Genomic DNA, 14,215 nt, shown 5'->3' with positions numbered 1-14,215 from the left:
CGAAAGGTGATGGCATGCCCACTATTGTGGCTCTAATTAAGCATGTGCCGGACACATGGTCCACCAAGGCTCTCCAGGATGATCATACTTTGGACCGCGTCAGCGTGGACAACGTTATTGATGAGGTCAACGAGTATTCCGTGGAGCAGGCTCTCCGGCTGCGTGATGACAACCCTGCGGAGGAGTTCAAGGTTATTGCCTTGACTATGGGGCCTGCCCCGGCCGAGGAGGCGCTGCGGAAGGCCCTGGCCATGGGTGCGGATGACGCCGTGCATGTCCTGGATGATCAGGCCGCCGGAGCGGACGCTTTGTCCACGGCCTGGACGCTGAATGCCGCGCTATCGCAGGTGGAGGAGAAGTTTGGGGAAGTCAAGCTCATCACCATGGGAAACCTGTCCTCCGATGGACAAACCGGGTTGCTGGCCGGGTTGCTGGCTGAGTACCGGCAGATCCCTGCGCTGACCAACCTTGTCTCCGTGGCAGTGGATGGGCAGTCCGTGAGCGGCGAGCGCGAGGACGCGCACGGCACCTGGAAGCTAGAGGCTAGCCTTCCGGCCATCATCACGGTCAACGACAAGGCGGACAAGCCCCGGTTCCCCAACTTCAAGGGGCTCATGGCGGCCAAGAAGCACGAGCTGACCGTGTGGGACGTAGCCGCCTTGGGCATTGCGCCGGTGGGGGCTGCCACGCAGGTGGTGGAGGCAACCACGTTGCCGCCGCGCTCTGCTGGTGAGGTTATCTCCGGGGTGTCTGCAGCAGACGCCGCCAAGCAGGTAGCCGACTTCCTTGACAACCGCGGCCTGATCTAACCAGCCCTACTCGAAGGAGAATTTTTAAAACATGTCACACGTATATGTGCTCGTAGAGCTAGAGGCCGGACAATCCGGAAAGCTCAGCCCTGTTACCGCAGAACTTATTACCGCTGCACGCGCCCTGGGCGCGGTGTCAGCCGTGGTGGTGTCTGAATCCTCGCTGGGCCTGGCCCCGCAGCTGGCAGAGCTGGGAGCTGCCCAGGTAGTTGAGGCCACCGCCGCGGATTACTCCCAGCGGATCCTCACCCCAGAGGTAGATGCCTTGCACGCGCTCGGTGCCGCCAACCCTGCGCCGATTGTCATTGCGGCCACCCCGGCCGGAAACGAAATCGCTGGCCGCGTGGCCGCGCGTCTGGCCTCTGGTGCCTTGGCTAACGTCAGCGCTATTAACCCGGACGGCAGCGCCAAGCACTCTATTTTTGGCGGCTCGGTGGAGGTCTCCGCCACGGCGGCGGGGTCCTGCCCGGTCTACACTGTGCGTCCCGGTGCGGTTAAGGCAGACCCCCAGCCCGCGGAGGGCGCAGTGGCGCCCATGCCGCTTCCGGCTGGCACCGACCGCGACGCCGTGGTGACCTCTTTCCAGCCGGCCAAGGCCTCCTTGCGCCCGGATATTTCCCAGGCCAAGGTGGTAGTTGCCGGTGGCCGTGGTGTGGAGGATAACTTTGCCAGCGTGGTGGAACCGCTAGCTGATGCGCTTGACGCTGCGGTGGGCTCTACCCGTGACGCCGTGGACTTAGGTTATTACGACTCCGCTAGCCAGATTGGCCAGACGGGCGTGACGGTGTCCCCAGATCTCTACATTGGCATGGGTATTTCCGGTGCTATCCAGCACACTTCTGGCATGCAGACCTCCGGCACCATTGTGGTTATCAACCAGGACCAAGATGAGCCTTTCTTCCAGATCGCGGATTTGGGCGTGGTGGGGGATTTGCATGAGATTGCCCCCGCGTTGGCGGCTGAGATTAACTCCCGTCGCGCGTAATGTCACGGTACTTCGATTTTGCCGCCACTCATCCCATGCGGCAGGTGGCCGTTGACGCCTGGGTGGAGGCTTCTGGCGCGCTTAATTCCGGTGCGGTGTATGCCTCCGGGCGCAGGGCCCGGTCCGTGCTGGACCAGGCTCGCGAAACCGTGGCTGAGCTGCTGGGTTGCGAGCCCATCGAAGTGATCTTTACCGCCTCCGGGACGGAAAGCGACAACATTGCGGTTCAGGGCCTTTACGCCACCCGGGTGGCAGCCGGTGCCCCCGCGCGGATTGTCTCCACCCCCATCGAGCACCCGGCGGTCCTTCAGCCCGTGTCTAAGCTCCGTGAATCCGGTGTCCAGGTGGACTTGCTGCCCGTGGATGTGCGCGGGCATATCCCGGACCTGGCGCAGCTGGATACCCCGGCGGCCCTGGCCACGTGCATGTGGGCCAATAATGAAACCGGTGCCATTTTGCCGGTGGCCCGTATCTGTGAAAAAGCTGCGGCGGTGGATACGCCGGTACACATTGACGCCGTTCAGGCGGTGGGTAAGGTCCCGGTTGATTTTGCCGCCGTGGGTGCTACGACCTTGGCCGCTAGCGCGCACAAGTTTGGCGGCCCGCGGGGGGCCGGGTTGTTGCTGGCCAAGCGCTCTCCGGCGCCCCAAGCCGTTAACTATGGTGGCGGCCAGGAGCGGGGGATTAGGCCCGGGACGGTTGACGTTGCTGCCGCGAGTGCGTTGGCGGCGGCGCTGCAAGAAGCAGTAGCGGAGATGGCGGAGGAGTCCCGCCGTGTCCGGGCCTTGCGCGAGCGGCTTCGCGACGGCGTGGTAGCCCGTATTCCTGAAGTGGGTGTGTACACCCATGAGCCTGCGCTTCCCGGGCACCTGAGCCTGAGCTTTGTGGGCACCGATAGTGACAGTCTTATTTTGCTACTGGATATGGAAGGCATTGAGGCCTCGGCGGGTTCGGCGTGTGCGGCCGGGGTTAACCGGCAGTCCCACGTGCTGGCGGCCATGGGGGTGGGCGCTGATACTGGTAGTTTGCGGTTTACCTTGGGAAGTAGCACCACGGTGGAGGACGTGGACTTTGTTATCCAGCGGCTGCCCGAGGTTATCAAGCGCGCTCGCAGTGTGTGAGAGAAATCTTATGCCCGTTGCGCGTGTTGCTGGTGTGACTAGTGTGAAGGTTGTGTATGTTTGTAGGCATGATCTTCGCACGTCGCATAACTGCTGCTGTAGTCTCAGCAATAACCGCTATCTCACTTAGCCTCTCCACCGCCCCGGCTATTGACCTCACCGCCCCTTCCGGCATCGATGTATCCAGCCACCAGCACAAAACCTTGGATGGCATCAACTGGAACGCGGTGAAATCTGACGGCCAATCCTATGCCTTTGTAAAGGCCACGGAGGGCTCCACGTATATCAACCCCCATTTCTTGCTGGACGCTGGCCGCGCCCGTGACGCCGGCTTGAAGGTGGGCGCTTACCACTACGCGCGCCCCTCCGGCGACCCCATCCGCCAGGCCGCCGCCTTCGCAGCCCAGCTGGCGCTATTCCCGGGCGATACCCTTCCTCCCGTTCTTGACCTGGAGGTCAATGAGGGCAAGTCTCCCGCAGAACTAGCGGTGTGGACGCGGATCTTCATGGTGGAATTGCAGCGCCTGACCGGCCGCCGCCCCATGGTCTACACCTACCGCTACTTCTGGCAGGAATACATGGGCAACACCCGCCAGTTCAGCGAGTACCCGCTATGGCTGGCCGCTTACCAGCCCACCGCCCCGGCACCCGTGGGCGGCTGGAGCAACCTGGCCTTCTGGCAGCGCTCGGACGCTGGACGCGTTGCCGGTATTACCGGACCGGTGGACATGAACCTGTTCAACGGTACCCATGCGCAGCTAGATTCATTCGCCCGGGGCAATGACATTCACTTTGGTGAGGTCCTGGATCAGCTGGTGCTTCCCGGCGTGGATCTGAGCGGGGACGCCGGCCTGCTTATCCTGGGCATTCTTGCCCTAGCGGCGGGCGCTGCCGCCGCCCCGGCCATCATCGAGGCCGCAGAAAACGCCGGTATTCACACCGGCGCGCGGGAATTTGTCCTAGAAGCAGAGCGGCTAGTCCGCAGCGGCGCCTTGTCTTCGGACGAACTGCGTCGCATGGCGCAATCTGACGCCACCGTGAGCGATTTCGTGATTATGGTCAGCAACGCCGCGAAGATAGCGCAGAAGGCCGTTCACGTCTCCAACCAGCTGGAAGCTGGCAACACCCAGGTTGCCCTGACGGTGGTCAAAAACGCTATCCCTGAAGTCCGCAGGCTAACCGAACACTTTGCTAACCGCTAGCAAGAATCCCCGTTAATAGCGGCTCACCCTCCGTGCGTTTGTCCGGCTCAATATAGCCTGGATGGTTTGCACGGGGGTTTTAGCTTGTGGAGAGGTTAGAAGCTAGATGACCCGCCGCCGCCGGAGAATCCGGAAGAGGAATAACTGGTGGTGCTGCTCCCGGAAGACGCCGCGGATGAGGCGGCCGCCACGTCCTGGGAATGCCAGCTGCTGACCACGGCGTAGGGGAGGTAGTAGCTGCCCACGCCCGGGTGCCAAGCGCTTGAGCCCAAGCTGTCCGGCTGGTGGTCTGCGCGCTCGACCTTGTCAGCCGCGTAGAGCTGCTGCGTCAGTTTGTCCATGAGTACCTGATAGTCGCCTAAGATTCCGGCGTAGGTGTCCATGAAATCCGGTGCCTGGAGGTTTGCGCGCAGCTGCAGTACTCGGGCGTCTATTTCCTCTAGCTGCCTAGCTAACGCCGGTTCCGCTTCCGCGATGGCCCCTAGGACGTCCTGGTGCAGGCGGGTGAGCTCCCGGCGGCGCAGCGGGGCGTCACCGTGCTCCATGCGCGCTAGATCCTCAAGGTTTGCCTCCGCGTTGACTACTTCCTCCACGGCCGCCCGGGCGGTGGCCAGTTGTTCATGATGCCGGCGGAACCTATCATCGCTGGAATCTGCGCGCAGCTTTCCGAGCCCGTCCATGGACTGCTGCGCGGCCAAGAACTTATCCCTAATCTGTTCCCACTGGCGGCGCAACTGGTCATCTGCCAGGGGAGAGCTCAGCGAGTGGGCGCGGACGTCAATTTCTTCCAGCCGGGCGGCCACGTCCCCGTGGTGGGCCAGGATGTAGGCGTAGTCCTCCCGTGCAGTGCGGATTTTCTCCCTGCGGGCGCGGGCTATAAAAAATCCGCCAATTCCAAGCCCAGCTAGTCCTAGACCGCCTGCCACCGTGGGTAGAAACCAGCTGGCACCGTCGGTGGTGGCAGGCGGGGCGGCGCGCACCCCGGTATCGGCTGCCGCTTGCACTCCCCGCAGCAGCCCCTGCTCCCATTTTTCTTCCTTTAGCAAGGGGCGCATGGCGTCGGCTATCCCGGCGGTGCGCAGCGAATCTGTTGTTCCCTCAGCGTCATAAATTTCCAGATCCCGGCACACGGTGTCACCGCAGTAGACGCCCATGCGGCGCGGTTCCATGCCAACGGAGATAATCAGCAGGCCATCACGGTATTTCTCCCCATCCGCAGACTGCAGCCCGTGGTCAGCGGCGTAGTAGCGCACGGTGTCATTGAGGTTGTCATCGTTGGAAGCAAAGGTGAGGTAGTAGACCTCTTCCACCGAGCCAGGCAGGCTTACCTGGGCGGTGGCCTGCGCCAGGGAGGCTTCCTCACCAGGAGTGAGTAGCTCGGCGGAGTCAACAACAGTCACCCGCGCAGCGGTTATCTCCGCCACCGCCACAGGCGCGGCGGGCAGGGTGGCTAGTAGAGCCGAAAGTCCGAAAACGAGTGGTTTCATGCCGCCAATTCTACTTGTCGCGGTAAGCAGTCGCTGCGCCGGTAAATCTCCTGGTCCATGCCGGGTCCTGGTAGTGGGCCGGCACCGCGCCGGCCAGCAGCGGCTTGGCTAAAGCGGCGGCCTGGGGGCTGCCCTCGGCCGGCAGCTCCGCGTCCGTGGCAATCAAGATGATGTTGCCGTAGCGCCGGCCTTTCAGCATGGGCGGGTCCGCGATGACGGCCACGTTGGCAAAAACCTTGGCCAGGCCGGCCAGTTCTGCCTTGGCTAGCTCCAAGCCCGCGTGGTCGCCGCAGTTGGCCACAAATAGCCCGCCCGGTGCCAGCGCGGCGTGGGCGTGGCGGAAGTATTCCAGCGTGGTCAGCGGCCGGGGAGTCACCGCGCCGGCAAACACGTCGCGGATTATTACCTCAAAGCGCCCCGGCGGGAACTTCTCCGTTTCTGCGCGCGCCTCCCCGGTGCGGATCTTCACGCGGGGAGCTTTGGGGAGATCAAAGTGGGTGCGCGCCAGGTCCGCCAACTTGGCGTCTAGTTCCACCACGGTGTTATGCGCCTCCGGCCACAGGTCAGCGAAGTAGCGGGGCAGTGAACAGCCCGCCCCGCCCAAGTGCAGCAAACGCTTGCCCGGGGCCAGGTGCTCTACGGCGGCGGCAATCCAGCGCATGTACTCAAATTCCAGCTCGCGGGGCTGGCCCACCACTATGTGCGAGGAGGGCACCCCGTTGACGTTCAAGATGTAGGACCCGTCCCGGAACGGGTCTGCTTCAATAACCGCCGTGCCCGTGCTGATGGGGTATTCGCCCACCAAAGGGTCTGTATTGTCGCGTCTTTTCCTGCCCATTGTGTCAACTCTAACGCACGGGTTTCGCGGCGGCCAGGCCGGGGCGGTGGGGTCTGCGTTTGGCGTTGTTAGCGCATAACGGTAATACTGTTTGCCATGCGAGTTCTAGTAGCCATGTCAGGCGGGGTTGATTCCTCGGTAGCCGCCGCCCGTGCGGTAGAAGCCGGCCACGAGGTAGTGGGCGTGCATTTGGCGCTGCACAAAGACGCCCAACAGACCCGGGAGAAAGCCCGTGGTTGTTGTTCTTTGGAGGACTCTGCGGACGCCCGCCGCATTTGCGATAAGCTGGGCGTTCCCTTCTACGTGTGGGATTTTTCTGCGGAGTTCAAAGAGGCCGTCATCGGTGACTTCGTGGACTCCTATGCGCGCGGGGAAACCCCCAACCCGTGCCTGCGCTGTAATGAAAAGATTAAGTTCGCTGCGCTGTTGCGCAAGGGCATGGCGCTGGGGTTTGATGCGGTGGCCACCGGGCATTACGCCACCATTGATGATGACGGCTACATGCGCCGCTCTTTGGATAAGAACAAGGACCAGTCTTACGTCCTTGGGGTTATCACCAAAGAAGAGCTGGACCATTGCTTTTTCCCCATCGGGGACACGCCCAAGCCGCAGATCCGCGAGGAGGCCGCCCGCCACGGGTTTTCCACCGCTTCCAAGCCTGACTCTTATGACATCTGCTTCATCCCGGACGGGCGCACGCAGGCCTTCTTGGGCAAGCAGATTGGGCTGCGCCCGGGGTTAATCGTGGATAAGGAAGGCAATGAGCTCAAAGAACACGATGGCGCGTGGAACTACACCATTGGCCAGCGCAAGGGCCTAGATATCAAAGCCCCAGCTGCCGATGGCCGCCCGCGCTACGTCACCGACATCGACCCGGCCACCGGCACCGTGACGGTGGGCTCCCGGGAGGACCTCAAGGTCACCCGCATTACCGCCGATAGGCTTAAGTCGCTGCACCCCGCCATGGACGGCACCGTGGAGTGCGAAGTCCAGGTCCGCGCGCATGGCTCGGTGGTCCCGTGCACCGCGGAGATCGACACCGAAGCGGATACCATGACGTTGACGCTTGCCCAGCCACTTGATGGCGTCGCGCGCGGGCAGGCAGCCGTGCTGTATTTGCCCAGCCCCGACGACCTGGGCGATATTGTGATGGGCTCCGGCACCATCGTGGGCACCGCGTGACCGCGTTTGGGCTAGGCCCCATGGCGGGGAAATCCATGGCGGTGGCCGCAGACATTGTCGTGGGGGAGACCGGCGAGTTACTCCACGTGCCGCAGCTACCAGAGCGCGGCTTAGGCTCTGATTCCGTGGGCCGCACGGCCAGCCTCCTGCCGTTTTTATCCGTAGACTTAGGCCCCCGCGGCTGGCGATTGACCGCCCGGCCACAGCTGATTACCCGCCAGATGCGGGACCAGATGGACCGCGACCTAGACACCCTGCAGGAGGTCTGGGGCGAGTCCCTCCCGCGCGTGAAGGCCCAGCTAATGGGCCCGTGGTCTTTGGCCGCCAGCGTTGAGCTTGCCAACGGCCACCGGGTGCTGACTGACCGCGGCGCAGTCGCGGACTTGCACCAGGCGCTGCTGGCCGGCGCGGTGGAGCATCGAGCCGACCTTGCCCGCAGATTCGGCGCGGAGGTGTCCCTGCAGCTCGACGAGCCCCTGCTGCCCCAGATTATTGCCGGCCGCGTGCCCGGCACGCACGAGTTTGACACCATCCCGGCCATCCCCGCGGAAGTAGCGCTTGCCCGGCTGGAGGAATTCCACGCCGACTACCTGCACGCCGACTTCCTGCACGCCGCGCCCGAGTGGGCGGTGGCCAGCGCCGCGCCCACGCTCCTTGTGGACTTCGCCGGCCTCGACGCGCCCCAACATGTGGACGGGCTGGGCCAGCACTTGGACGCGGGCCGCCGGGTGGGCCTTGGCCTAAACACCGGCGACCGCCGCGCCGCAGCCATCGCGGTGGCTAGATACTTTGACTTACTCGGCCACCCACGCGAGTGGCTGGTGGACCGCGTGGACATCTACCCGGCGGCCAAGCTCCCCGGCGCGAAGGACTACGCCTTTGCCGCCCAAGTCGCGGACATCCTCACCCGCGACGCCGGGGACCTTTAATCCACTTTCTGCGCCATGCCGGTGCCCAGCAGGTAGTCCGACATGTACGGCAGCACGAACCTCACCTTGCCGGTTCCGCACGGCTCAATCAGGTCCGCCACGATGAGCCGGTGGCGCACATCGGACAGTGACTTGGCGGGCTTGCCCAGCTCACGGGCGATATCGGCCATGGCTACGGGCGGATTCCCAGCCGTGCCTGCCGTGGGCCCGGTCAGCCCGGCCAGCGCCGTCAGGAACTCCCGGCTGGCAAAGGGGAGGGATTTTACCGCTGGCGCGTGGACCTGGTTGCCCATGGCGCTGACCGCGCGGCCTGAGATTGCCTCCACGTCCTGGGGCTCAATTACCACAGAACCGCGCTTCATGGCCCATGCCCAGGAAAATGCGCCGGTGAGCTGCACCAGGAATGGGTAGCCCTGGGACAACCTCACGGCTGCTTGAATGGCGGAGTCGGTGAACTCCCGCCCGGAGCCCTGAGCAGTCGATGAGAAGGCGTGGGAGGAGTTGGCCTCCGAAAACGGCCCCAGGACGTGCCGCTGCGCACGGCGCAGGAACGTGGCACCAGGTAGGTCCAGGAGACGGTCTACTCCCTCCGGTAACCCGGCCATGACCAGAGCTACGTCCATCTCATCACGCAACAAATCCTGATACGCGACCGCGATGTCGGTGAGATCCTGCGCGCTTGCGTCTTGGACCTCATCAATGGTGATGAGGACCCCCACCCCGGTGAGCTTGCCCACAAGCTCCCGAAGCCGGGTGTTGAGCGTCGGAGTGACCGAGTCGTCCCCCTGGTAATCTATGCCGATTCCTCCCAATGCGGAGACGTTGACCCGCGAAATCCTCGATTTTTGCGGCGGGTCGAGCTCGCGTAGCTGGGCGGGGATGGAGGTGTTGGTCAACTCCTCAACCATCTGTGCCCGGCCCGAGGTCCGCAGTGTCACCCACCCCTGTTTCTGAGCGGTTTCTTCCAGTTCGTTGAGCAGGACGGTTTTTCCAATTCCCCTGGTCCCGCTGATTACCATGGACCGGTCCATGGCACCGGGGCCGGAGAGCAGCCCAAGCTCAAAGTCATCCAGGATGGACTGCCTGCCAACCCACAACAGGGGCGGGACGCCAAAGGTCGGACGGAACGGGTTCTTAGTCATATGTCCAGGCTACTAGATCTCCCGAGAAACTCGAGATTTCCGAGAAACACGAGAAACACGAGAAATCCACCCAGACTCGAGAAACTCGAGATTTCCGAGAAACCCGAGAAAATTTTACACCGGGCGGTCCGCGCAGTTGCGGGCCGCCCGGTGGGGCAATGGCTAACGGGATTTTAGGTGATGACGGGCCAGGCGGTGGATACGTTAGAGGCGTCCTTGCCGCTGCCTTCCAGGTAGCGCTTGAATGACTCCCGGTCCTTGTACCATTCCACGGCCTGGAACTCCATCAAGTCTTCTACGTCCATCTCCGCGAGTTCGGGGAAGGAATGGTTAACTTGTTTCCAGGCAATCCGCGCCGCGGCGATGGCGTCCGCTGTGGCTTCGTGGGCGTTGCCAATGCTGATTCCGTAATGGGCAGACACGTCCGTGAGCGTGCGCTTGCCTTTGCGCCACTTATCTTTCACCCGGTCAATGACAAAGGGATCAAACACCGGCCCGGTGACGGTGAAGTCCCCGGTGAGTGCCCGCAGGACCGATAAATCATAGGCCGCGTTATAGACAATCAGGGTGAAACCCTCATCCCAGGCTTTCTTGATACTCGACACGGTTTCTTCGAGTACCTCAGCGTGCGGGCGGCCTTCGGCTTGCGCTTTTTCGGTGGTAATGCCGTGAATCTTAGCGGCGCCCTCCGGGATGGGCACGCCCGGATCCGCGAGCATTTCCCTCGCATCTACTTCGCGTCCCTCAATCCGCACTAGGGCAGAGGTGACAATCCGGGCTTCTTTGGGGTTAACAGAGGTGGTTTCAAGGTCAAAGGATAGCATTTTAGAGGCGTTAAATTTCATGCCTCCAACCTTAGCGCCTAGTGGGGACACACCGGGCAACAACGTGGGTTCCTACTGCTCAATCCCCTTTTTCTGAGTGAGAAGGTCCAAGACAAATCCCACCACTAACGCCACGGCGGTGGGGGCTACCCAATCCAGTCCCACCTCAAACCCGGGCGCCAGGCCAAGCATGGGCCGCAGGGCTTCGGTAGCTATACCCTGGCTGGCCAACACCGACAGCGCGGACCAGATGGCTGCCACCCACAACGCCACGCGGTAGGTCCAGTGGAAGTGAACCACTGACTTTAGCAGTGGCTGGAGCATGGTCACCAGCATCAGGGTGATAGCCGGTGGGTAGAGGAAGATGATAAACGGTACTGCGATAGCCAGCACGGTATCTAGACCTTGGATGGCAAGTGCGGCAGACATGACGGTGAAGATTATGGCAAAGCCGTGATAGGACAAGCCTGGGGCCAACCTGTGGAAGAATTCGCTGGTGGCGGAGAGCAGGCCCACGGAGGTGGTGAGGCAGGCCAGAAGCACGATGAGCGAGAAGGCCAGCTGCCCCACAATGCCCAGGGTGAGATTGGAGGAGTCCGCTAGTAGTTCAGCGCCGGAGGTATAGGACTGGCTATCGGGAATGGTCTGCGCGATGTAGGCCAGTCCGAGGTAGATAACAGCCAGCAAGGACCCGGCAATAACGCCGGTGATGGAGGTTAGGCGGACTAGGGATTGGCCGCCTGCTTGTCCTAAGCCCTTAGCGCGCAGCGAGGAAATGATGACGATGCCAAAGGCCAGGCCAGCGATAGCGTCCATGGTGTTGTATCCCTCAAACAGCCCAGCAACCATGGGGTTGTCTTGGTAGGCCGCCACAGGGGCTTCCGGGTGGCGTTCGAATTTCACAGCGGCCACGGCAATGAGCGCTAGGAGAAGAAAGACCAGCGCCGGGGTGAGTACCTTCCCCAGGGTGTCAATGATCTTGTGCGGGTTCCAAGCCAGCAGCAAGGTCACGCCAAAGAAGATGAGGGCAAAAATACTGTTGGCTACAATTCCGTCCCATTCGGTTAGCGGGGTGATAGCCGTTGACATTGCCACCGCTCCGGTTCGCGGGAGGGCGTAGAAGGCGCCAATGGATAGGTAGGCGATGACTGAGAATCCCAGCCCGAACAGCCAGCCGCCGCGCGCGGCAAGCTCACGGACGTTGGACCCGCCCATGGCAACCGCGATGATTGAGACGATGGGCAGCACTACGCCCGCTGCCAGGAAGCCGATTATTGCCGGCCAGAAGTTGGTGCCGGAGTTGACCCCCACCATGGGTGGGAAGATAAGGTTGCCCGCGCCGAAGAACATGGAAAACAGCATGAGCGAAGCGGCCATGATGACCATTGGGGAGGTTGTGCTGGGGCTTTTTGCAGCCGGAGCGGTGGGGAGGGCAGTTGCCATTAGAGAAGACCTTTGTGCCGGAGGGAGATGGATAGACTTGGAAAACTTTAGTGCTCACCAGGTGGGATCAACAACTTGGGTACTGCGCCGAAGGGCCCGGCTTGAGCCGCCGCCAGCAACCGGTGGGCGCAGACTCCGTCCTAGAATTCGTTTAGACTAGGAAACCGTGACTAAACCAGAAGATTTTCAGCGCGAATGGTCAGAGCTTGCACAAGAAATCCGCAGGCACCGGGAATTGTATTACAACGGTCAACCCGCCATCCCGGACGCGGACTTTGACGCGCTGTTCCAGCGCCTTATCCAGCTGGAGGAGCAACACCCGGAGTTGGCAGTTCCAGATTCCCCGACTCAGCAGGTCGGCGCCACTCCGGAGCCTTCCGCCGCAGATATCGTGCACCTCGAGCGGATGATGAGCTTGGATAACGTATTCGACGAGGCGGAGATGCGCGAGTGGCTAGCCAAGACGCCCGCCAAGTCTTATCTCACGGAATTGAAAATCGATGGGCTCTCCATTGACTTGGTTTACCGGGATGGTGAGTTGGTATCCGCTGCCACCCGTGGTGACGGCCGGGTGGGGGAAGACATCACGGCTAACGCCCGCGTAATTGAGGACATTCCGCACCGGCTGGAAGAAAATGACGCTTATCCGGTCCCCGCGCTGGTGGAAATTCGCGGTGAGGTTTACATGCGCCCGGAGGATTTTGGGGATATTAATGCCCAGCGTGTGGAAGATGGTAAACCTCCATTTGCCAACCCGCGTAACGCCGCCGCCGGCGGTTTGCGCATGAAAGACCCTGCGGATGTGAAAAAGCGGCGGCTGCACATGGTCTCCCACGGGATCGGGGCGCGGGAGGGCTTTGCGCCGACCTCGCAGCACGACGCCTATGCGGCGCTGGCCGCTTGGGGGCTGCCGGTGTCCGAGTACACCAAACGCGTGGAGTCCGCCGCAGCGGTGATCAAGCAGGTGAACTACTGGGCAGCCCACCGCCACGACGCCATCTTTGAAATGGACGGCCTGGTGGTCAAGGTCGATGATTTGGAAAGCCAGCGTCAGCTGGGGGCAACCTCGCGCGCGCCCCGCTGGGCCATTGCCTACAAGTACCCGCCGGAGGAGGTCACCACCAAGCTCCTGGACATTGAGGTGGGCGTGGGCCGTACCGGCCGCGTTACCCCCTTTGCCATCATGGATCCGGTCTTTGTCTCTGGTTCTACCGTGTCCATGGCCACGTTGCACAACCAGACTGAGGTCAAGCGCAAAGGCGTGCTCATCGGTGACACCGTAATTATTCGTAAGGCCGGGGAGATCATCCCCGAGGTCTTAGGTCCGGTGGTGGACAAGCGCGATGGCTCGGAGTGGGAGTGGACCTTCCCCGCAGACTGCCCTTCGTGCGGGACCACCTTAGCCCCGCAGAAGGAAGGCGACGCGGACTGGCGCTGCCCGAACACGCGTAGCTGTCCCTCTCAATTGTCCGCTCGTTTGGAGTACCTGGCCTCCCGCAAGGGCTTTGATATTGAGGCCTTGGGGGAGAAGGCCGCCTCGGACCTCATTGACTCTGGTGTGGTGGCGGATGAGGGTGACATCTTTGACTTGGATGCGGAAAAGTTACTCAAAACTCAGGTCTACACTCGTAATGACCCGAAGGCTAAGAAAACCAAGGGTCAGCCCGTCCCGCGCATTTTGAACAAACAGGGAGAAAAACTCCTGGATAACCTCAAGACCGCGCGGGAGACGGAGCTGTGGCGCGTGCTAGTTTCTTTGTCTATCCGGCATGTGGGTCCCATTGCTGCCCGTGCCTTGGCGGCCCGTTACGGTTCCTTGGATGCCATGCGGCAGGCCCCTGTAGAGGAGCTGGCGCACACCGATGGCGTGGGGGATATCATCGCGCGGTCGTTTAGTGAGTGGTTTGAGGTGGATTGGCACCGCGAGATTGTGGAAAAGTGGGCCAAGGCCGGAGTGACCATGGAAGATAAGGTGCAGGACAAACCGGAGCAAACCCTGGAGGGGTTGACCGTTGTGGTCACCGGGACTTTGGAGAATTTCACGCGGGATACCGTCAAGGAAGCAATCTTGTCGCGTGGCGGGAAGGCGTCTGGCTCGGTATCTAAGAAGACTGATTACGTGGTGGTGGGTGAAAACGCCGGTTCCAAGGAACAAAAGGCGCGGGACCTGGGGCTGCGGATCTTGGATGAGTCCGGCTTCCAGCGCCTACTGGAAACTGGCAGTCCTGATTAGAAGGCGGGCCGTTGTTGAGG

General features: G+C 62.1%; 12 protein-coding genes. 7 read left to right on the top strand and 5 right to left on the bottom strand.

Annotated elements, in window-relative coordinates:
• Nucleotides 1-14 precede the first annotated feature (14 nt).
• The 4 genes from F4V58_RS06935 to F4V58_RS06920 are packed head-to-tail and all read left to right on the top strand — an operon-like array spanning nt 15 to nt 4,117.
• A complete protein-coding gene (locus tag F4V58_RS06935) occupies nt 15-809 on the top strand; it encodes an electron transfer flavoprotein subunit beta/FixA family protein (RefSeq protein ID WP_075734563.1) in 795 nt (264 codons plus the stop codon).
• A 31-nt stretch (nt 810-840) separates the two neighbouring features.
• Entirely contained in the window at nt 841-1,794 is a 954-nt protein-coding gene (locus tag F4V58_RS06930; RefSeq protein WP_075734561.1) for an electron transfer flavoprotein subunit alpha/FixB family protein, read from the top strand.
• A complete protein-coding gene (locus F4V58_RS06925) occupies nt 1,794-2,915 on the top strand; it encodes a cysteine desulfurase family protein (protein WP_075734559.1) in 1,122 nt (373 codons plus the stop codon). The genes F4V58_RS06930 and F4V58_RS06925 overlap by 1 nt, the downstream gene beginning before the upstream one ends.
• A 56-nt stretch (nt 2,916-2,971) precedes the next feature.
• Nucleotides 2,972-4,117, top strand: a complete 1,146-nt coding sequence (locus tag F4V58_RS06920; protein ID WP_075734557.1) for a glycoside hydrolase family 25 protein — start codon at nt 2,972-2,974, stop codon at nt 4,115-4,117.
• Nucleotides 4,118-4,212: 95 nt separating this feature from the next.
• Here the strand turns inward: F4V58_RS06920 and F4V58_RS06915 are convergent, their stop codons facing one another.
• Both F4V58_RS06915 and F4V58_RS06910 read right to left on the bottom strand, forming a co-directional pair.
• Complete coding sequence (locus F4V58_RS06915; RefSeq protein WP_075734555.1) at nt 4,213-5,604, bottom strand: DUF5129 domain-containing protein; 1,392 nt, start codon at nt 5,602-5,604, stop codon at nt 4,213-4,215.
• 10 nt (nt 5,605-5,614) lie between these two features.
• Complete coding sequence (locus tag F4V58_RS06910) at nt 5,615-6,442, bottom strand: spermidine synthase (protein ID WP_075734553.1); 828 nt, start codon at nt 6,440-6,442, stop codon at nt 5,615-5,617.
• Between the two features lie 96 nt (nt 6,443-6,538).
• Between F4V58_RS06910 and mnmA the strand changes: the two genes are divergently transcribed.
• Nucleotides 6,539-7,624, top strand: a complete 1,086-nt coding sequence (gene mnmA, locus F4V58_RS06905) for a tRNA 2-thiouridine(34) synthase MnmA (protein ID WP_075734551.1) — start codon at nt 6,539-6,541, stop codon at nt 7,622-7,624.
• 20 nt (nt 7,625-7,644) lie between these two features.
• Nucleotides 7,645-8,553, top strand: coding sequence for a uroporphyrinogen decarboxylase/cobalamine-independent methonine synthase family protein (locus tag F4V58_RS06900; protein ID WP_245802959.1), 909 nt, complete (start codon nt 7,645-7,647; stop codon nt 8,551-8,553).
• Here F4V58_RS06900 and F4V58_RS06895 read toward each other — a convergent pair.
• The 3 genes from F4V58_RS06895 to brnQ all read right to left on the bottom strand — a co-directional run bounded on the left by F4V58_RS06895 (nt 8,550) and on the right by brnQ (nt 11,962).
• Nucleotides 8,550-9,695: an ATP-binding protein gene (locus F4V58_RS06895; RefSeq protein ID WP_075734547.1), complete on the bottom strand. Its 1,146-nt coding sequence runs from the start codon at nt 9,693-9,695 to the stop codon at nt 8,550-8,552. The two genes, F4V58_RS06900 and F4V58_RS06895, sit on opposite strands and share 4 nt — an antisense overlap.
• 173 nt (nt 9,696-9,868) lie before the next feature.
• Complete coding sequence (locus tag F4V58_RS06890) at nt 9,869-10,540, bottom strand: 3'-5' exonuclease (protein ID WP_075734545.1); 672 nt, start codon at nt 10,538-10,540, stop codon at nt 9,869-9,871.
• A 51-nt stretch (nt 10,541-10,591) separates the two neighbouring features.
• Nucleotides 10,592-11,962, bottom strand: a complete 1,371-nt coding sequence (gene brnQ, locus F4V58_RS06885) for a branched-chain amino acid transport system II carrier protein (protein WP_075734543.1) — start codon at nt 11,960-11,962, stop codon at nt 10,592-10,594.
• A 166-nt stretch (nt 11,963-12,128) separates the two neighbouring features.
• On the opposite strand from brnQ, the gene ligA reads away from it, so the two are divergent.
• Nucleotides 12,129-14,195 carry an NAD-dependent DNA ligase LigA gene (gene ligA, locus F4V58_RS06880; protein ID WP_075734541.1) on the top strand — a complete coding sequence of 689 codons (2,067 nt, stop codon included), beginning with the start codon at nt 12,129-12,131 and terminating at the stop codon, nt 14,193-14,195.
• The last annotated feature ends 20 nt before the right edge of the window (nt 14,196-14,215 follow it).

Source organism: Corynebacterium phocae, assembly GCF_008693075.1.
Lineage (GTDB): Bacteria > Actinomycetota > Actinomycetes > Mycobacteriales > Mycobacteriaceae > Corynebacterium > Corynebacterium phocae.
The sequence above is the reverse complement of the archived record's forward strand: the minus strand, read 5'-3'. Positions and strand labels throughout refer to the sequence as shown.